This window comes from Bradyrhizobium xenonodulans (assembly GCF_027594865.1).
Taxonomy (GTDB): domain Bacteria; phylum Pseudomonadota; class Alphaproteobacteria; order Rhizobiales; family Xanthobacteraceae; genus Bradyrhizobium; species Bradyrhizobium xenonodulans.
Genome location: NZ_CP089391.1, coordinates 2,059,931 through 2,078,493 on the forward strand (window position 1 = coordinate 2,059,931; position 18,563 = coordinate 2,078,493).

Below are 18,563 nucleotides of genomic sequence, written 5' to 3' on the forward strand. Positions count from 1 at the left end.
CTCAGTCCCGGATGGCGCGCTTCACCCATGGCTCGGTCACGCGCACATATTTGATCGCGCGGCGATGGAAGGTGAAGGCCATGTGGATCGCTCCGTCGGCGGTCTCCTTGACCGAAGGATAGGACAATTCGCGATTGGTCTGATCGCGGGAATTGTTGGTCATGCAATATCCGTCGCCGGTCTCGACATTGCGCTTGCTCCATGTCCGTCCACCGTCGGCGGAGACGGCCAGCGTCATCGGCGCCCGCGGTGCGCCCCAGAACGCGGTGCGTTCATCCGTTCTTTTGCCGTCGTCGGCGAGCACGGGCGGCAAATCGTCCTCGATCTCGTCATAGAGCGAGAGGCGGCGCCCGGTCGCATCCTTGGCGCTGGAATCGTTGAAGACCAGAGCGAGATGACCGTTGCCAAGTCGCGTGACCTGGATCGAGGAGTTGTTGTTGGGCAGCACGGTCTGGACCGGCGCCGACCAGATGCGGCCGTGATCGGTGGATCGGCTCTGATAGATGTTGTCCGCCCAGCGGCTGCGGTAGAGGGCGATCAGCGAACCGTCGTCGAGGCCCGCGATGCACATATGCACGCAGCCGCGGCTGCCAGGGACGTCGATGTTGCGCCATGTCTCGCCCGAATCGGACGAGATCTTCACCGCGCTGGTGTCCTCGTCGCCGTTCCATTTCCGACCCGGGGTGCTGTGGCAATAGAACACGGGCAGCAGCCAGTCACCATTGTCGAGCACGACGATCGGCTGGCGAATGAAGGTGCCGCGGCCGCGCTGCTCGGGAAACAGCGTCTCGATCGGGCCCCAGCTCTTGCCGTTGTCGCGGGAGAGGCGACGGCGGATCAGCGCGGTGTCCTGGTTTCCCGCCAGCTGCGCCGTCCACATCAGCCATAGCGTGCCGTCAGGTGCGGGAAACAGCACCGGGTTCTGCTCCGAACGTCCCTTGTCGTCGGACAGCTTTTCGGCCGGAGACCACTGCGTCGCGCCGCGGGCGAGGCGCGAAAAATAGACCGAGATGTCCGACATGCCCTCCTGCGTGCCGCCGAACCAGACGCAAGCCAGATCGCCGTTCGCGAGCGGCATCAGATTGGCGGCGTGGTTCTGCACGCAAGGCGAGGGAATGAAAGCGTCGAACCGGTCGGGATCGCCGGCGGCCGGGCGAACGACGCCATCGGCGGCGATCCCGATGTCGGTGGTCACGATCTCGGTATCGATGATCACGTCGAAGTCCTTTCCATCAATGCATTCGGCTGCGGCGTCGTGGCGGCGGCCGGAGCGCGGCCCATCACCAGGCGCTCGACCGCCATCACCACCAGCGGTGTCGCGGCCGCGACATACATGTTGTCGATGCCGAAGGGGTTTCCGAGCATGTACCAGGCCGTCGTCGAGATCGCGGCGCCGATCAGGCCCGCGGTGGCGCCGCGGTTGCTGGCAAACAGCGGCAGATAGAAGCCCATCATCGCGATGATGGTGATCGACAGGCGCAGCGCGCGCGTGAAGAACGACAGCTTGAGGATTTCCGGGATGAAGAAGACGAAGACCAGCGGTGCAATACCGATCGCCACCGAGAACAGGCGGGTCATCTTCAGCTCCCGCTCCGGCGTCGGCTTCCAGTAAGGGACGTAGAAGTCGCGGACCACCAGCGAGGCGATCGCGAGCGCAACCGTGCAGACGCTGACGAAGATCGAGGCGACGAGCGAGGTGGTCACGAAAGCCGAGGCCAGCGGGGGCATCTTCTCCAAAAACACCGGCAGCGCGTAGAGGCTGTTCATGTCGGGATAGAGGAATTTCGCCGCGACGCCGATCAAGGCGAGCAGGAATCCGAGCGGCAGGCAGAACGCCGCCGCATAGAAGGTGGCCTTGCGCGCGTCATCGGCGCTCGGCGTCGAGGAGATCGCCTGCACGATGAACTGGGTCGAGAAGATCGCGCCGACGGTGCCAAAGGTCCAGGCGAAGATGGTCGCAAAGCCGATCTTGCCGTCCCAGCTGAAGTAATAGGCGGGCAGCTTGGCCTGGATCGGCGCGATGCCGCCGGTCAGCGACATCGCAACCGAAAATATGACGACGATACCGACGACCTTGATGGCGCTGTGCAGGATCGTCACCCAGGCGACGCCCTTCAGTCCGCCGAACACGTAGTAGAAGGTGCTGACCACGGCGATGATGCACATCGCAACGGGCATGCTGACATGCAGTGCGGTGGCGATTGCGGCCGCGCCGCTCACATAGTTGCCGACGTTCACGAGCAGCAGCGCGTAGATCATGATTACCGACACCGTGAGCATGGTCGACTTGCCGTATTTCTGCGCGATCGCCGCCGAGATGGTGTATTCGCCGGAACTGTAGAGCTTCTTCACCATCAGGAACCCGAACAGCAGGAAGCCGATCGAGGCGCCGAGCACGGCCCACCCCGCCGCCATGCCCGACTGGAACGCTTCCTGCGCCGTGCCGACGGTCGATTTGGCGCCGACGAATTCGGACATCATCAGCACGCCGACGACCACCGCCGGCATCGCGCGTGCGCCCGTCATGAACTGATCGCTGGTCCTGCTGCGCAGTTTGAGGGTGAGCCAGGACGTGAAGGCGATGTAGGCGACGATCATCGCGACGATGAGCGTGCTGTCGCCATTGAGGATGGCTTGCATCGATGACGTTTCCTCTGGTGATGCGGATGCGGTGTTTTGAGCCCGCTTGGTCCCGCTGCAGATTGTTCGGAATGCGAACAATTGTTCTTTCGTTTCATTAGACCTGCCCGCACGTCCCGCGTCAAGCACGCGCGACGGTGCGGTGCTGCAACGCGCCCGATCGGGCAGTCATCGCCGCTGCATGTTCAAAGGGTTGCAGGCCAAAGAAAAAGTGTCGGTGGGACAGCGCGGCGGGACGGTCGGCTCACGGCCGATGTCATGCGCAGGGAGTCCGAGGCCCTGTCGTTCCGGGGTCAGTTCGACGCCAGCGCCGCCTTGGCGACCTCGGCCATCCAGGTCGAGGCGACCGGCAGGATCGCGTCGTTGAAATCGTAGCGCGGGCCGTGCAGCTCGGCGCCGTCGCGCAATTCACCGTTGCCGATCCACACGAAGGCGCCGGGGCGCTGCTTGAGATAGTGGGCGAAATCCTCACCGGCCATGCTGGGCGCGAGATCGCGCCGCACCTCGGCCCGCACCTTTTCCGCGGCGAGGCGCGCGAGGCCCGCCTCCTCGGGCGTATTGATCACCACGCCGACGCCCATCACGATCTCGGGCGTGACCTTCACGCCGAAGCTCGTCGCGATGCCGGCGCAGACTCGCTCGATGCCGTCGAGAATGACGTCCTTGATCCCTTCGCGATGAAACCGCAGCGTGCCGCGGATCGTCACGCGCCCGGCGATCTGGTTCGGTGCCGTGCCGCCCTCGATCGTGCACAACGAGAGAACGGCGGTGTCGAGCGGATCGACGCTGCGCGACACGATCGATTGCATCGCCACGATGAGGTGGCCGGCCGCCATCACCGGATCGCGCGTCAGATGCGGCATGCCGGCATGCCCCGCATGGCCGTCGATGGTGATGGTCACGCGGGCGCCGGAGGCCATGACGACGCCGTCATGGACCGCGATCGTGCCGGCTTGCAGTCCCGGCCAGTTGTGGAAACCGAACACCCGATCCATCGGGAAGCGCTCGAACAATCCGGCCGCGACCATCGCGCGCGAGCCGCCATAGCCTTCTTCGGCGGGCTGGAAGATGAAATCGACGGTGCCGCTCCAGTCGGTGTCGGCGACCAGCAGCGCGGCGGCGCCGAGCAGCGAGGTCGTGTGCCCGTCGTGGCCGCAGGCGTGCATCACGCCGGGATTTTTCGACGTGTAGGCAAGACCCGTATCCTCGGTGATCGGCAGCGCATCCATGTCGGCGCGCAGGCCGACGCGCCCTTGCGCGGATCCGCGCGTGAGCGTCGCGACGATGCCATGGCCGCCGATGCCCGCCTTGAAGGGAATGCCGAGCTCGGTGAGCTTGTCCTGCACGAAGGCGGCGGTGGCCTTCTCCTGGAGGGAGAGCTCGGGATGCGCATGCAGATGCCGGCGCCACTGGGTCAGTTTCTGGTGCAGCTCGGGTGTCAAGGCGGGGGGACTCTCGGATGGTGGCGGCTGCCGCCACCATAGCCGATTATTCGTCCGCTGCACCCAGGCCCTCGGAATGCCTCGCGTGCAGCAAAGCTACGTCGACAGCTTCGCCAGCCCGGTCCAGTCGAAGCTGATGCCGTGGCCCGGGCGGTCCGGCGCCAGCGCCTTGCCGTCCTCGAGCACCAGCGGATGCTCGATATACTTGTCCAGCCCGAAGCCGTGCGCCTCCAGATACGAGCGGTTCGGGCAGGCCGCGAGCAGATGCACGGTGATGTCGTGCGCGCCGTGGCTGGTGACGGGAAGGTTGAACGCTTCCGCCAGCCGCGCGATCTTCATGAACGCACTCACGCCGCCGCAATTGGTCACGTCCGGCTCGGGATAGGACACCGCGCCACTGGCGATGTAGTTCTTGAACTCCCACAGCGAGCGCAAATTCTCGCCCGCCGCGATCGGCACGCCGCCGGCCTGCATGATGCGGGCGTGACCGGCGACGTCGTCGGGGATGATCGGCTCCTCGAGCCAGGTGAGGTCGTAGGGAACAAACGCGCGGGCGGCGCGGATCGCGTCCTCGACCGTCCACTTCATGTTGGCGTCCGCCATCAGCGGAAAGCCGTCGCCGAGATGCTTCCGCATCGCGGAGACCTTCGCGACGTCGGATTTCAGGTCGGGCCGGCCGACCTTCATCTTGATGGCGCGAAAGCCCTTGGCGAGATTGCCGTCGGTCTGCTTGAGCAGCGCCTCGACGGAGAGATCGAGGTCGATGCCGCCGGCATAGCACGGCACGCGCGCGTCGAAGCCGCCGAGCAGGCGGAACAGTGGCAGCTTGGCGCGCCGCGCTTTCAAATCCCACAACGCAATGTCGAGCGCGGACAGCGCCAGCACCGCCGGCCCGCCGCGGCCGCCATAATGCAGGCCCCACCAGACGTGATGCCAGATCGCCTCGGTGTCGTCGGCCTCGCGTCCCTCGACCAGCGGCGGGATCTCGCGCTTGAGGATGTCGGCGACAGCGCCGCCATTGCGGCCCACCGTGTAGGTGTAGCCGACGCCCTCGGCGCCATCGACATCGCGGATGCGGCAGGTGATCAGCTCGAACGCCGCGATCTCGCCATGGGTGGAGTCGGAGAGCGTGACGGGGAGGGGGATGCGGTAGAGGCCGGTCTCGATCGTCGAAATGTGCGGCATGTTTCCCACCCGAATTTTTCTTTTTGTTCGTAGGATGGGTAGAGCGCAGCGAAACCCATCATCTTCATCTTCGCAAGTAGCGATGGGTTTCGCTAACGCTCGACCCATCCTACAAGCTGCATCTATCTCACCGCATCGTCGCGATCTGCACGGCGAGCGCGCACGCGCGGTCGTATTCGTCGAGATTGATCCACTCGTCGATCGTGTGCGCCTCGTTCTGGCCGGCACCGAAGGTCACGGTCGGGACGCCGTGGCGGACCATCCAGTTGGCGTCGAGACCGCCATTGGCGGTGCGGACGTTCGGCGTGCCGCCGACCGCGGACACGGCTTCGACCGCGCGCTTCACGACGGGCAGATTGTCCTTCATGCGGAACGGGAAATAGTCGGTCTCGGCCTTGAACTTGACCTTGCCGGACTTGCCTTGCGCGTTCGTGACCTTCTTGGCCGCCTTCTCGAATGCCGCCTTGTAGGCCTTGGTGATCTCCTTGAAGAATTTTCCGTCATGGCTGCGGCTTTCGCCGCGCACATGCACGTAGTCGGTGACGACGTTGGTGGCATCGCCCGCGGGGCGGCCTTCGCCGCCGGTGACGGGGCCGACATTGCTGGTGCCCGTCCGCGCGCTCGCGCCCTTGCCCTTCACCACCTTGCCGAACCAGCCGCCGGCCTTCACCTCTGCGAGCGCCAGCGCCATGATCATGGTCGAGGAGATGCCGCGCTCCGGCGCGACGCCGGCATGCGAGGCGCGGCCGAAGATCTCGACGGTCCAGCGGTCCGCACCGACGGCGCCGATGATGACGTTGGAGGCGGAGCCGCCGTCATAATTGAAAGCCATCACCGGCGAGCCGAGTTCGTCCAGCTTGACGTGGCGCGCGCCATAGAGCCCGCTCTCCTCGCGCACGCAGAACAGCAGCGTGATCGGCGGATGATCGAGCTTCTGCTTTTCGAGCTCGGCGGCCAGCGTCACCAGCACGCCGCAGCCGCAGCGGTTGTCGCCGCCGAGCGCGGTCCTGGCCTCGTTGACGATCTTGCGGCCCGACTTCTTCGGCTTGGCGCCGGCGCACAGCGGCACGGTGTCCATGTGGGTCATGAACATGATGCGCGGCTGGTTGTGCAGCGCGCCGCGGCCGGGCAGGTCGACGATGAGGTTGCCGGTCTCGGTCGGCACGGGAATGCGGGTGTTGGCATCGTCGAGCCGGATCGCCTTGGCCGGCACGCCGCTCTCCTTCAGCGCGGCGGTGAGCTCACGCCCGATCGCCGCCTCCTGTCCGGTGACGCCTTCCACTGAAAGGAAGCGCATGAGGCGGTCGGTGGCGGCTTTGGTGTCGACAGGCATGGAGTTCATTCCCTTGATGCACGATGCTCGTCAGCATCTCCTGCGGTATCCCGTTGTGCAAGGCGGCCTCGACGCATGAACGGCGGCGCTGCATTGCCGAGCGCGCATGGTCATGCCGGATCACGAGATCGCGGCCGGGGTCGCCGGGAAAGGCTGCTTCGCGCCAACATAATGTGTCCGGATGTTGCTGTCCGGTGACAGCCCTGGCTGCGATTCGCCCCTAACCTGAGGTTGTTTCTGGCGGGGCGGCACGCCGAAAGATGCCGCAAGATATTGGGGACGACGATGCGGATCGCGGCCATTGCGGGAAGTGCCTTGCTCTTCGGTGTCGTGGCGGCGAATGCCGCCGATATTGCGGTCAAGGCGAGACCGATGCCGGTCGCCGCCCAGGTCTTCAGCTGGACCGGCTTCTATGTCGGCGCGAATGTCGGCGGCGCCTGGAGTCCCAGCAGTGGCAGCAGCGATTTTGGACCCGTGATTCCCGCTTTCCTTGTGTTGCCCCCGGTCGCAGCCATACCGACGCTCGTTCCGGGAGGGCTTGGCACCCTTGCCGGTGACGGCGGCCGCAGCGGTGTCATCGGCGGCGGCCAGATCGGCTACAATTGGCAGGTCAATCAGTTCGTGCTCGGCGTGGAAGCCGACGCCGTCGGCAGCGGATTGAAAGGCGGCAGCGCCAGCGCTTCGCGCACCTCCGGCGCCCCGCTGTTTGCCCCGGCGGTGACGCAGACGGTGACGGTCGATTTCGGTCAGATCGACTGGATGGCCACCTTCCGCGGCCGTGCCGGCGTCACGGTGGACCGGGCGTTGTTCTACGTCACCGGCGGCGCCGCCGTCGCCGAGATCGGTGGTTCCACGACCACTGTCGTCCATAGCCCGGGCATCGCCGTCCCGGCGGGAACATTCACGGCAACGAACGGTGGCTCGACGACGCGCTGGGGCTGGACCGTCGGTGGCGGCATCGAATGGGCGTTCAACCCGAACTGGAGCCTGGCCGGCGAATATCGCTACACCGATTTCGGCAGCCGCAGCGTCGCCTTCACCATTCCCGACGGGCTCGGCGGCGTGTTCGCGACGGGGACCTCGAGCTCCCATCTGACCGTCCAGCAGGCGACCGTCAGGGTCAATTATCGCTTCGGCGGACCGGTGGTCGCGAAGTACTGATCTGCTTTCCTGACTTGGAGACGGGTTTCGCAGAACGGCTCAACCTGTCTCACGAAGTGGGCCGCGTATAGGCCAGGAAGGTCAGCACGCCGATCGCCAGCATGGCCGCCATGAACAGCAGCACCGCCGGCAATCCCGCGAAGGCCGCCACCGCGCCGGTCACCGACTGCATCAGCGCCGCGCCGAGGAAGAAGGCGAGGTTGATCGCGGCGAGCGCCTTGCCGGCGGTGTGCGCATCGACGAGCTGGCGCGACATGCCGAACAGCAGCGGCTGGGCGGAGGTGGCAAGGCCGATCAGTACGAACAGCACGAGATCGTAGTGCGGCGGCATCACGGGCACCCCGCACAGCAGCGAGACCGCATAATGCGGCGCCCCTAGCGCCATCATCGCCAGCAGCAGCGCCCCGACCATATGCGTGCTCGCCACCAGCGCGCGGCGGCGACCGAGCCTGCGGTCGATCATGCCGATGCACAGGGGCCCCGCGATCATCGCCAGCGTGAACGCGCCGAGCTGGTTGCCGGCCTCGACCCGCGACAATCCCTTGATCTCCATCAGCCACGGCCCGCCCCAGAGGCCGCGCAGCACCAGCGTGGTCGCGAGCGACACCAGCGCCAGCGCGATCAGGCCGCGCAGCGGGCGCGAGAAGCCGAGCCTGAGCACCTCGATCATCTGCGACAGCGGCGAAGACTCGTCCTTGTGCTCCGCCGCCTGGTTCGGCACCAGCAGGAACACGGCAAGCGCGACAACAACACCGCCGAGTGCGGCGATCCAGAAGCCGGCGCGCCAGCCGTAAGTGTCGACCACGAAGGCGAGCGGGCTCGACGACAGCAGCATGCCGATATTGCCGATCGAGAGGATCGCGCCCGACCACAGGCCGAACCGCGCCGCCGACAATTGCTTGGCCGCCAGCGTCATCGGGCACATCAGCATGCCTGACGTCGCGACGCCGAGCATGACCTGCCCGACCGCAAAGCTCGAAGGTCCCGTGGCAAAGCCCGACGCGATGGCGCCGATCACGGTTCCCGCAAGCAGGCTGAGCGACACCGGCCGCACGCCGAAGCGATCCATCGCAGCTCCAACCGGAATTTGCGCGGCGGCAAAGGCGAACGGATAGACCGAGGTGAGGCTCGCCAGCGCCTGCGGCTCCATGTGGAAATCGGCGGCCATCAGGTCGAGACTGACGGCGGGAATGGTGCGCAGCAAGGTCGAGAGCATGTGCCCGCAGGCCAGCGCAAACAGCGCAAAGATCAGCGCGCGGGTGCCATCGCCCGCTTCTTCCGTTGCAACCGCAGTCATCAGCGTCCCGTCCCGGCAAGGGTTTTCGTGCCGTTACACGATTGAACGGCCTGTGCCAACAGCTTGAGGGGAGAGGTTGGCGCAGGGCGGATCAGATCCGAGGACAGATCACTCCCGGCAAAGGCCCGAGCCTCGCTCCACGACGGCGGCACCCCGGGGCGGTCCGTTTCAGGCGTCAGGCCGATGAACCGGGTCGGCCGTCAAGACGTTGTTCCCGGGAAACTGTGGTATGCGGGAAGCAGGCGCTCCTGATCCGCGGTTGGTGGTTGCGATGTCTTTGTCCGAGAGTACGAACCAGACGACCAGTGACGCGGCCCGCCGAGAGCGGAGAAGAAGCAATTCCTTGTTGTTGGCTCTCGGGATCGGATTTCTCGTTTTCGGTGCCGCATCGGGTGCTCTCTATTACGCGCTGCGGCCGGACACGCTCCGGATCGCCGTTGGACCCTCGGGCAGCGACGATGACAAGGTTATTCAGGCGATGGCCGATGCTTTCGCCGCCGAGAGCCGAACGATCAGGCTGGCGCCGGTCAAGACCGCGGGGGCGGCGGAGTCCCTCAGCCTCCTTGGAGCTGGCAAGGCCGACCTGGCCGTTGGTCGCGGCGACCTGGACATGCCGGCCGAGGCGCAGACCGTTGCGGTGGTGCGCAAGAACTTCGTCGTGCTGTGGACGCCCTCCGGTCCTGCAACCAAGAGCTCGAAAAGAAAGCAGACGCCGAAGATCAAGGAGGTTGCCGATCTCGCGGGGCGTCATGTCGGTATCATCGGGAGGACCCCGGCGAATGCCGCCCTGCTGCGCGTCATCCTGAGCGCCGTCGGGGTGGAGGCGGACAAGGTCGCGGTGAAGCACTTTGGCACGGACCAGATCGAGGAGCTGGCGAGCGATCCGCGCCTCGATGCCTTCATGGCGGTCGGGCCGCTCGACAGCAAAATCACATCGGAGGCGATTGCTGCGACGGCGCGCACACGAGGCGCGCCGAAATTTCTCGCCGTCGAGACGTCGGAAGCGATCGCCTTGAAGCACCCCCGGTATGAATCCGAGGAAATTCCGCCCAGCGTCTTCAATGCGGATCCGGCTTGGCCGGAAGATAAAGTCGAGACCGTAAGCGTCAGCCACCTCATCGTGGCGAGGAAGACGCTGGCCGAGACCACGGTGGCCGCGTTCTTTCGGCAGCTCTTTGCCGTTCGCCAGGCGATCGCGAGGCAGGTCCCCGGCGCCGCTCACATCACCAAGCCGGACCTCGAGAAGGACACCGAGCTCCCGGTCCATCGGGGAGCGGCAGCCGTCATTGACGGCAACGAACGTACGTTTCTCGACCGCTACGGCGATTACTTCTGGTTCGGCCTCCTGCTGCTCTCCGGCATCGGCTCGGCCGCAGCCTGGCTGCGTCGCTATTTGAACCGCGACGAAAGGGAGGAAAACACCAGCCATCGCAAGAGAATCCTGGACATGGTTTCCAGTGCGCGGAGCGCAGAGTCCAACCAGCAGCTTCTCTGTCTCCAGCGCGAGGCCGATGCGATCATCCGTGAAACACTCGAGTGCTACGACGACGGTGTCATCGAGCAGGAGGAGCTCGCGGCATTCGGACTGGTGCTCGAGCTGTTGAGCAACGCCATCGCCGAGAGGCGGACCGCGTTGCAACGTGCCAATGTCGAACCCGTTCGGGGAGCAGCCACAATAGCGCGCGGATCGGGCGGCACGTAAAGCTGCCTTTTGGAGCGCGTCGTCGGCGCCAGGCAAGTTGTCGGTGAGGGCATGTACGGGCGGACGGAGGCCGAGTGCTACGTCCGCTCGAAGGTGTCGACGTTGGTCGTCACGGCGCGCCACCAGTTCAGCGGCTGGAGCTTGGCCGGATCACCTTCGCTGGCGGCACTCAGCGCCTGGTCGGCGACCACGAACCAGGTGGTCTCCATCTTGCCGTGACGCAACAATCCCGCATATGTCACGACGCGGTCGCCGCTCGCCGACGAGCCCACTGCGGTAAAGCCGATGCAATTGCCCCGATGAAACCCGGTGACCTGCACTGTCTGCCCGTAAAAGCCGCTGTCTTCGAGCGCGGTCTCGAACGTGCCTTCGATGCGCCCCTCGACTTCGCTGATGATGCGCAAGACGGAGCCGAACTGGTTTCGCCAACTGCCGACCCATGACATGCCGGTTCTCCACGGTCACTTCTATTCCAACGTCATTTGCCCGGCGCGACGCGCAGCCGCCGCAATCGATGCAGTTCCTTCGAGGCATCGCTCATCAGCTCGCGAGCCGCCTCGCGTTCCTGGCCGACGATGACCCCGGATGCGAAAGCCTGGGCGCGGCGGTTCGCAGGAGGCGCCGCCAATGCAGCCTCCGTTGCCATCTCGCGGTGCGTCATGAAGTCGTTGAGCGATCCCAGAGCGGATTGAATCTGCTTCAGCCGGTCGGCAAGTCCTGCGAGCTCCTTCTGGTTGCGATCGCTGTAGAGGCTCTTGAAGAAGTCGACGGCATAGCGAATCTTCTTGATCCTGATCCGCAGCTTGTGGCGCTGCATCGGATCGAGATCGTTCAGGCGCTTGCCCTGCTTTCGCGCTTTCCGGATGCGCCGGTCGAGCATATCAGCGGCGTAGGCGGCGATCGCGCGGTCATCGTCGGCGTGAGGCCGCGCGGCTTCGATCCATTCGATCACGTCGATCAGCAGGCGGCGGTAACGCGCCGACGCAACGGCGTCGCGAGCACGCCGGAATGCCGCCTGCCGTTCCGCGGAGAATTTCGCGCGGATCGCGCGCGCGCCGCGTCGCGGAACGTCCCGTTCGGTGATCGGCTGAATGCTCTCCTTCAGAAACACGTCGATTTCACGCGCCGGCGCCAGCTCGCCCGTGAGCCATTTCAGCTCGGTCTTGATCCGTGCCGTGCTCGCCTGCGGCAGGATGTCGGCGAACAGCGAGATCGCCGCGCGCAGGCGCCGCAGGCCGACCCGCATCTGGTGAACGCCCTCGGCGTCCATGTCACGCACCGGATCGGCATTCGCCGTGACGTGACGCAGCGTCGAGTGAGCGATGACGCGGAACGCCTCGCGCGGCGCGAGCTCGGGCTTCAGTTCGATCGGCTCGGCGCGTTGCGCACCGCCGCCGCTTCCCGCGACAAGCTGGTAGCCTCGCTCGGCCTTCGAGCGCAGATCAAGCTCCGCACCCGTTTTGCGTTCGATGTCGCGGGCCAGGCGGAACAGGTCTGCGACACGCCCGGACTTCAATTCCAGCTCCAGCTCGGCAACAGGTCGTGAACGGCGGCCGGCGCTGATGCGGCCGCGGTCGACCGCAAGTTCGATCTTGCTGTTCCGGACCCGTCGCTCCAGCGCGGTGCGATGAACGTCGGTCTCGAAGACGCGCTTCAGCTTACGAGGAAGTTTCCGGCTGGCGAGGTCCTCGAGAGGCGTATTCCTTGTCTTCTTGAGATCGGGATTTGCACCCGAGACCTCGTGCTCCCATTCGCCGCGTGTCACGCCTCCCGTGCCGCCCGCCTTGACGGTTTGCACGTAGCGGCCCTCGACCTTGCGGACCCGCAGCGTCACGCCGTGACGCCTGAGTTTGTGCTTGCTCGTATCAAAATAAGTCGACACGAGCGTCTGCTCGGACCGCTCGCGGCGGCGCCCGCTCGAGCCGTTGTCTCGCAGGATTGAGGATAATCTTCGCGGCGCAATCCGGAATTTCAGTTCCGTCTCTGCGTTCATGGGAAGCTCTTTCCGTTACCGAACCAAAGTGGCGCGGGCGCGGGAAGTTCCCTCCTGCGAGCATTTCAATCCGGGCAAGAGGAGATTGCCGACCGTCTCAACGAGCAGGCCTATCGCGAGGAGCACGACAAATGGTCGCCATGAGGCCGGCGGGCCGGCCTCGTTCCATATGGACCCAGCGCTGTCCTGGCTACGCGAGATCACCACCGACGTTGCTGCCGAGGTCGAGCGGACACCAGCGGCGCAGATGAGGGTTGGATAGAGAGCCTGCTGACGCCGTGATCTAATGCGTTCCCAACACCGCCGCGACGGGCTTGCCTTCCGGCGGGATCTCGCTCTTGAGCTTCTTCACGATCGAGAGGAACGTCGGGGCTGCTCCCGTCGCCGCGTCGACCGCAAGCCCTCCGCCGGTTTTGAATGCGCGTTCCGCGATCTCGTATCCGAGCGCGCGGTAGCTCTCGAATTGCGATTCCGAGAAGAACTGGTTCAGCGTCGTCTCGTGCGGAAAGGTCGCGTGGGCGATCGCATAGCTCAGGACGCCCATGGGCTCGGTGCCGTGCAGGCCCGACTTGAAATACAGCAGCAGTCCGTCCTGCGATTGGCCGCCATCGGCCTCGCTATATCTGATATCGCCGATTGCCCAGTAGGGCCCGTCCTGCGCCGGGCTCGGTCGCTCGGTGAAGCGCTTCTTCAGCAGGTCGAGGCCCCGCAGGTCGATACGCACGCCGAGATCGATCCAGATCTTGCGAAGCGCGTTGCCGAGGTCCTCGAAGGTGTAATCGGGATCGCAGCCGGCGTCGCTGACCACGATCACCCGGCAGCGCCGGCGAACCATCTCGTAGAGGCCGAGATTTTCGAAGTGCCCGCCGTCCGTGAGGTAGACCCAGCGTTCGGTCTCGCTGGTCAGGCCGAACATCTCCATGAAGAACGGCCGGAGCGCAAAGGGAGGCTTGGCCTTCGCGTAATCGGGATTGTCGCCGCGCGGGTTGGCCAGCCACCAGCCAAGGCGAACGTTGAACAGCGCCATCAGGAAGGCGACCCCCGGCGATGAATTGTAGCCCATGCTCGGGCTCACGGCCGCGCCGGAAATTGCCATGGCGGTCCCGAGCGTAAGGCCAAGCGGCGGCCCGCCGTAGGGATGCGGCTGCTTGGTCGTGGCGTAGGTCGTGCGGTAGGCCCCATCCGAGAACGCCGCGCTGCCGCTGCCGCAATGCAGCGGCGAGAACGTGAACGGCGCCGCCATCCGTTCCTGCCACGCCAGGTTCTTGGACGACACGAGATTGAGCGCTCCGCTGATGACGTGGAACGGCTTCCAGTTGGTCCCGCGTGGTTGAACGCCGTGTTCCCAGAGCTCGTGCAGATACGGGCTATCGCTGCTGTCGAAATCCGTGAAGGCATTCTTCGTCTTGTCGCGATCCTTCTCGTGGCGTGACGCGCCGAGAAAGGCACGCACCAGGCGGTTCCGATAGATGCTGTGGAGCGAGTAGCGGTTGATGCTGAGGACACGGGAGGCTGCGGTGATCAACAGCACAAGCAAGAGACCTGCAACGATCACGACCATCCAGGGCAGATGATCGGCGCCGGCCTCGAAAGACTTGAAGGCGGCGTCCCAACCGATCGACAGCAGGGCGACCAGCGCTGCCGCGAAAATTGCGGCCGCAATCGCCGCGATCGTGTTGAGCCCGAGATATTGGCGAAAGCCCGATACCTGCTCGGCGGCGGCCCTGGTCTTCGAGCTCGCGCCCAGGATGACCGAAACCAGGCCCGAAATACCTCCCCCTGTTGCAAGCGAGGGGACGGTCGCGATGCCCAGCATGCCCTCGATCCATGTTGCGGCCGGTGGCGCGCCAAGCACGAGTCCGAACCAGAGCAGCCAGCCAATATAGGCCAGCGTAAAGAGCCCGCTCGACCGGGCCTGAAATTCGAGGCCTACGTCCACCTCGGACAGGGATTCGGCAAACGAGATATAGATCACGTCGGCGACGATGCGCGCCATCACGATCCAGGGCAGCCCGAGCACGCAGGCAAAGCGCGCTGCCGCGGTATCGGCCCCCGGGGGGCTGTAATACCAAAGCAGAGCGAGTCCTGCGGCGCTCAGCAGGCCGAAAGCCGCGCCGGCGACGCACCACGCGAAAAGGTCGATCCAGGGATGCTTGGGACGTTTCGCGAGCGATTGCTGGGCTGACCTTCCGAAAACCAATGGCCATGCACGCGCCAGCACCCAGGACAAGAAGAAAAACAAAACGCCGAGGATGGCGCCGCGCATGATCACGTTGAAGTAGAATCGAGCTCCTTTGACCTGCGCGTCGAATTTGAATCCAAGGGTATCGGTCACCTTCGTGAGCGTCGACAGGCCGTATTGGCTTTGCAATACGAAAACCAGCAACGCGGCTCCGATGAGGAAGGGTGCGAGATCGCACAGGAGAAACCGCGGTTGCGGGACATTGATGCATCCGCGCGCGGGACGGTTCGCGGCGGAGAATGACAAGGACATCAGGAAACAGATCGTCGGTACGATCATCAGACCCAGAAACCACCCCGATGTATTGTCGGTCGTGATCTTGTGGGCGTCGATGACGGCAAAGGAGAGAGCCTTGGTGATGAGCACCGCGAGGATCATCGGCGGGACGAGCAGAATCCAGTTCAGGAACAGATTGCGCAGGACGCCGGCGACGTCGCTCCACAGGTCGGGAGAGATCGACGAAAAGCTCGGAGCGAGAAAGTGGGAATTGCGTCGGAGATTGGAAACCGGCTCTGCTTCCTCGTGATCCCTGGTTTGATCGACGGTGTATCGCTGATTGAGTGCGGAAACCACCGGATTGGGAGCACCGAGCTTGCGCTCCCGACAGAGCCAGGCCGACAGCCAACTGCCGATATAGCCGCCTCCCGACACGGTCGACAGATACTCGAACTGCGTCAGGGCCGGGCCGGCCTCCTTCTCGTCTTTGCGTTTCGACGTGACCTCCAGCGCCGCCATCCTTTGCAGGATGCCGAGCGCGAACGCCGCGCTGCGAATCCCGCCGCCGGAAAGGCACAGCGCCCATCGGTCGTCCGTGTTGAGCTGTCGGTAGATGTCGAGAAGTTTCTCGGGGACCGGGTCCATCGGCGGCGGCAACGACCCTGGCGAGGCTTCGGATCCTGGCCGATTTGAAATCGACAAGTCGTAGGTTGGTATTGGCGAGACCTCGGTCCCCGGCTGTGTCGGTACCGACGCAGGACCGGGTTCCGGATCTTTCTCGTCTTTTGGCCGGAATGCCAGAGGAGCGCCCGCGAGCGCCCGTCGCTCTTCCCAAAGGACTTGCGAAAGGTTCAATGCCCCCATGACACCAGCCCCGTTTCATCGCGATGGCCCAGGCGGTTCATTCAGCGCTGCCGTCAGGATTCCTCCTGGTCGGCGGGCAAGCGTGGCCTCGGCGGGTACAGGCTAGCGATATGGGCGGCGGCAAGCGTGTGAAGTACTTCACAATGGTGGGTATATTATCAACGTTGGGTTGTCGCAGGGGCAGAGCAAAGAGACGTCGCCCAAGTCGAGAGAGCGACGGCGGCGTCTTAGGGGAAATCACTCCAGCTGGCGCAGCAGCTCTTGCGCTTCGTCAAGCAGTCGCCGCACTTGTCCCCGCTCGGCCGCGGCTTCCCGCGAAAACAGTCCGTGTTTCCGCGCATTCCCGTTTCCTTTCGGTGCGCCGCATCGTCGGCCGCCGCCATGCATGCGGCAGCGCATCTTGCCCCGCGCCGCCGGCGCGCAGCAGGGAGCGCCGTGGCGCGTCGTGGCGCCGCAGCGCGGGCTCGCCCGCATCGGGCCGGTGTCGCGGGCATGATCGCTGGTCACAGGTTGGCGCCTTTTGCGTCCCTCGGCTCCGCCTCCGCGGCAAGCACGTTCGCATGCTGGGTGACGTTGCCGACGATCGCCCGTCCGCCGTCCTGCACCGACAGGTTCTGCACCGTGATCGCGCGTTCGTCGCTGTTGCGGTGGCGGCCCAGCGCCTCGACCTGAGCGGCGAAGGTGCGGCAGAGCCGGGTCATTGCGCGGGTGACGCTTTCCTGTTGCGGAAGATCGTCGGTGCAGGCGAGCCGGCATGCGCAGCGCATCGCGGCCACGTGAACCGAGACCATCTGGGGCACCAGCATGGCTTCGATGGAATCCTTCGGTGCAATGCTCTTGATCGTCGAGATCATGAAGGCGAGATTGGCCTCGTCGGGCTTCTGTCCGGTCGCGCTGGCCTTGACCAACTGCCTCAGCATGCCGTGCAGCGCGTCACGGTCGACGGCGCCGAGCGCCTCGGCCAGCAACCGCTCGCCGGCTTGCGGGTCCGGATGGTGGATCGCAATGCGCCGCTTGTAGAGTTTGACGCGCGGGCTCGCGGTGGGGCCGCTGCGATGGTCCGCCGCAAGCGGCGAGGTGATGTGGCGTTCGAGAGCTGTCGTCATGTGCGATGTCCTTTGCTGACGCAGGCACGCGCGAGCGAGCATTCGCTCGCTGCGCGCGGATGCGAATTTCGGGATGTTGATGAAGGGCTTACGCGCAACAGCATCGGCGTGGCCTCGGCCATTCCGGTGGGGACGCAGACGATGGTTGCGATGATGGCATTCTGCCAGTGTTTTGCCCGACGAGTCAAAACCGCGTTGCGAGGCCAGTAAGTCCTTGTTCTCGCTGGCGCCGCCTACTGTGCATGGGGTTGTTTTCGCATTTTTTGTTTGGAAGCCGGCCTCTCGTGCCGCGCGGCGGAATGCCGGCGCGCAAACGCGATTGCGAAAACCGGTGCGACCGCTAATCATGAACCAGGATGCGCCGCGTCATGCAAAAGCGGCAGCGAGCGTCCGGGGAGAGAACGAATGCAACGAACGCTTCGCCTGCTGGCGATCGTCGCCGGATTGTGCGTGACGACCGAGGCTCTCGCGCAAAAATATCCGGTGCGGCCGGTCAAGATCGTGGTCGGCTTCAGCGCCGGCGGCCCGGTCGACGTGGTCGCGCGCATCGTCGCCGACCGCTTGAGCAACAAGCTCGGACAGCCCTTCGTGGTCGAGAACCGCGCCGGCGCCAACGGCATGATCGCGGCCGAAGGCGTCGCGCGTGCGGAGGCGGACGGCTACACCATCCTCGCCTGCAACTCGTCCACGATCACGCTCAACAGGACGCTGTTCAGGGATATCCGCTACGATCCGGAAAAGGACTTCGCGCCGCTCACCACCGTCGTATCGGCGCCGCTCGTCCTCGTCGTCAATCCCGAGAATCCCAGGACGGCTGATATCAACACCGTGGCCGATCTCGTCGCAGCCGCAAAGGCGGCGCCCGGCGCGCTCGCTTACGGCTCGGGCGGCAACGGCAATCTCGCCCATCTCGCCATGGAGCTGCTCAGCCAGAAGGCCGGCGTCAAGCTGATCCACGTGCCCTATCGCGGCGGCGCGGCGTCCGAGGTCGGCATCCTCGCGCAGGAGGTCCTGGCGGTGTTCGATCCGCTCTCCGCCGTGCCGCTGGTGAAGGCCGGAAAGCTGCGCGCGCTCGCGGTGTCGTCGGCCGCGCGGCTGCCGGCGCTGCCGGATGTTCCGACAGTCGCGGAAGCAGGCTATCCCGGCTTCGACATCTCGTTCTGGGTCGGCTTCTTCATGCCGAAGACGACGCCCGCGCCGATCCTGGAGACGCTGCACCGGGAGATCGTCACGGCGGCCAAGGATCCAGCGGCCGCAGAGAAGCTCGGCTCACAAGGCGTCGTCAGCCTGCTCAGCCCGGCTGAGTACGCGGCAAAGATCGCGAAGGAGACGAAGGAGCTTGCCGAGGTCGTGGTCGCCGCGAACATCAAGGCGGAGTAGGG

General features: G+C 65.2%; 14 protein-coding genes. 3 read left to right on the forward strand and 11 right to left on the reverse strand.

From position 1 onward, the window contains the following. Position 1 precedes the first annotated feature (1 nt). The 5 genes from I3J27_RS09765 to I3J27_RS09785 all read right to left on the reverse strand — a co-directional run bounded on the left by I3J27_RS09765 (position 2) and on the right by I3J27_RS09785 (position 6,600). Entirely contained in the window at positions 2 to 1,216 is a 1,215-nt protein-coding gene (locus I3J27_RS09765) for a sialidase family protein (RefSeq protein ID WP_270168119.1), read from the reverse strand. Further along, positions 1,213 to 2,640, reverse strand: a complete 1,428-nt coding sequence (locus tag I3J27_RS09770) for a sodium:solute symporter family protein (protein ID WP_270168121.1) — start codon at positions 2,638 to 2,640, stop codon at positions 1,213 to 1,215. Before I3J27_RS09770 ends, I3J27_RS09765 begins: the two co-directional genes overlap by 4 nt. A 293-nt stretch (positions 2,641 to 2,933) precedes the next feature. Beyond that, complete coding sequence (locus I3J27_RS09775; RefSeq protein WP_270168123.1) at positions 2,934 to 4,082, reverse strand: amidohydrolase; 1,149 nt, start codon at positions 4,080 to 4,082, stop codon at positions 2,934 to 2,936. A 96-nt stretch (positions 4,083 to 4,178) separates the two neighbouring features. Then, the gene (locus I3J27_RS09780; protein ID WP_270168125.1) at positions 4,179 to 5,267 is read right to left on the reverse strand and encodes a mandelate racemase/muconate lactonizing enzyme family protein; all 1,089 of its coding nucleotides are present in this window, start codon (positions 5,265 to 5,267) and stop codon (positions 4,179 to 4,181) included. Between the two features lie 127 nt (positions 5,268 to 5,394). After that, positions 5,395 to 6,600 carry a M20/M25/M40 family metallo-hydrolase gene (locus tag I3J27_RS09785; protein ID WP_270168127.1) on the reverse strand — a complete coding sequence of 402 codons (1,206 nt, stop codon included), beginning with the start codon at positions 6,598 to 6,600 and terminating at the stop codon, positions 5,395 to 5,397. A gap of 285 nt (positions 6,601 to 6,885) precedes the next feature. Between I3J27_RS09785 and I3J27_RS09790 the strand changes: the two genes are divergently transcribed. Beyond that, positions 6,886 to 7,761 carry an outer membrane protein gene (locus I3J27_RS09790; protein ID WP_270168129.1) on the forward strand — a complete coding sequence of 292 codons (876 nt, stop codon included), beginning with the start codon at positions 6,886 to 6,888 and terminating at the stop codon, positions 7,759 to 7,761. Between the two features lie 49 nt (positions 7,762 to 7,810). On the opposite strand, the gene I3J27_RS09795 is transcribed toward I3J27_RS09790, so the two are convergent. Next, entirely contained in the window at positions 7,811 to 9,058 is a 1,248-nt protein-coding gene (locus I3J27_RS09795) for an MFS transporter (protein WP_270168131.1), read from the reverse strand. 271 nt (positions 9,059 to 9,329) lie between these two features. Between I3J27_RS09795 and I3J27_RS09800 the strand changes: the two genes are divergently transcribed. After that, on the forward strand, positions 9,330 to 10,760 hold the full coding sequence (locus tag I3J27_RS09800; protein ID WP_270168133.1) for a TAXI family TRAP transporter solute-binding subunit: 1,431 nt from the start codon (positions 9,330 to 9,332) through the stop codon (positions 10,758 to 10,760). 77 nt (positions 10,761 to 10,837) lie between these two features. Here the strand turns inward: I3J27_RS09800 and I3J27_RS09805 are convergent, their stop codons facing one another. From I3J27_RS09805 to I3J27_RS09820, 5 genes are all read right to left on the reverse strand, one after another. After that, the gene (locus I3J27_RS09805) at positions 10,838 to 11,206 is read right to left on the reverse strand and encodes an avidin/streptavidin family protein (RefSeq protein WP_270168135.1); all 369 of its coding nucleotides are present in this window, start codon (positions 11,204 to 11,206) and stop codon (positions 10,838 to 10,840) included. Between the two features lie 32 nt (positions 11,207 to 11,238). Beyond that, the gene (locus tag I3J27_RS09810; RefSeq protein ID WP_270168137.1) at positions 11,239 to 12,753 is read right to left on the reverse strand and encodes a CYTH and CHAD domain-containing protein; all 1,515 of its coding nucleotides are present in this window, start codon (positions 12,751 to 12,753) and stop codon (positions 11,239 to 11,241) included. 283 nt (positions 12,754 to 13,036) lie between these two features. Then, positions 13,037 to 15,856, reverse strand: coding sequence for a patatin-like phospholipase family protein (locus I3J27_RS09815; RefSeq protein ID WP_270168139.1), 2,820 nt, complete (start codon positions 15,854 to 15,856; stop codon positions 13,037 to 13,039). Positions 15,857 to 16,312: 456 nt separating this feature from the next. Continuing rightward, entirely contained in the window at positions 16,313 to 16,549 is a 237-nt protein-coding gene (locus I3J27_RS39180; RefSeq protein ID WP_370691970.1) for an HGGxSTG domain-containing protein, read from the reverse strand. A gap of 29 nt (positions 16,550 to 16,578) precedes the next feature. Continuing rightward, entirely contained in the window at positions 16,579 to 17,181 is a 603-nt protein-coding gene (locus tag I3J27_RS09820) for a hypothetical protein (protein WP_270172646.1), read from the reverse strand. Between the two features lie 405 nt (positions 17,182 to 17,586). On the opposite strand from I3J27_RS09820, the gene I3J27_RS09825 reads away from it, so the two are divergent. Further along, a complete protein-coding gene (locus tag I3J27_RS09825; RefSeq protein ID WP_270168141.1) occupies positions 17,587 to 18,561 on the forward strand; it encodes a Bug family tripartite tricarboxylate transporter substrate binding protein in 975 nt (324 codons plus the stop codon). The last annotated feature ends 2 nt before the right edge of the window (positions 18,562 to 18,563 follow it).

Coding starts and splice junctions, on each gene's coding strand:
- I3J27_RS09770 (WP_270168121.1), bottom strand. CDS start 2,640: ATGCAAGCCATCCTCAATGGCGACAGCACGCTCATCGTCGCGATGATC.
- I3J27_RS09780 (WP_270168125.1), bottom strand. CDS start 5,267: ATGCCGCACATTTCGACGATCGAGACCGGCCTCTACCGCATCCCCCTC.
- I3J27_RS09785 (WP_270168127.1), bottom strand. CDS start 6,600: ATGCCTGTCGACACCAAAGCCGCCACCGACCGCCTCATGCGCTTCCTT.
- I3J27_RS09790 (WP_270168129.1), top strand. CDS start 6,886: ATGCGGATCGCGGCCATTGCGGGAAGTGCCTTGCTCTTCGGTGTCGTG.
- I3J27_RS09795 (WP_270168131.1), bottom strand. CDS start 9,058: ATGACTGCGGTTGCAACGGAAGAAGCGGGCGATGGCACCCGCGCGCTG.
- I3J27_RS09800 (WP_270168133.1), top strand. CDS start 9,330: ATGTCTTTGTCCGAGAGTACGAACCAGACGACCAGTGACGCGGCCCGC.
- I3J27_RS09805 (WP_270168135.1), bottom strand. CDS start 11,206: ATGTCATGGGTCGGCAGTTGGCGAAACCAGTTCGGCTCCGTCTTGCGC.
- I3J27_RS09810 (WP_270168137.1), bottom strand. CDS start 12,753: ATGAACGCAGAGACGGAACTGAAATTCCGGATTGCGCCGCGAAGATTA.
- I3J27_RS09815 (WP_270168139.1), bottom strand. CDS start 15,856: ATGGACCCGGTCCCCGAGAAACTTCTCGACATCTACCGACAGCTCAAC.
- I3J27_RS39180 (WP_370691970.1), bottom strand. CDS start 16,549: ATGCGGGCGAGCCCGCGCTGCGGCGCCACGACGCGCCACGGCGCTCCC.
- I3J27_RS09820 (WP_270172646.1), bottom strand. CDS start 17,181: ATGACGACAGCTCTCGAACGCCACATCACCTCGCCGCTTGCGGCGGAC.
- I3J27_RS09825 (WP_270168141.1), top strand. CDS start 17,587: ATGCAACGAACGCTTCGCCTGCTGGCGATCGTCGCCGGATTGTGCGTG.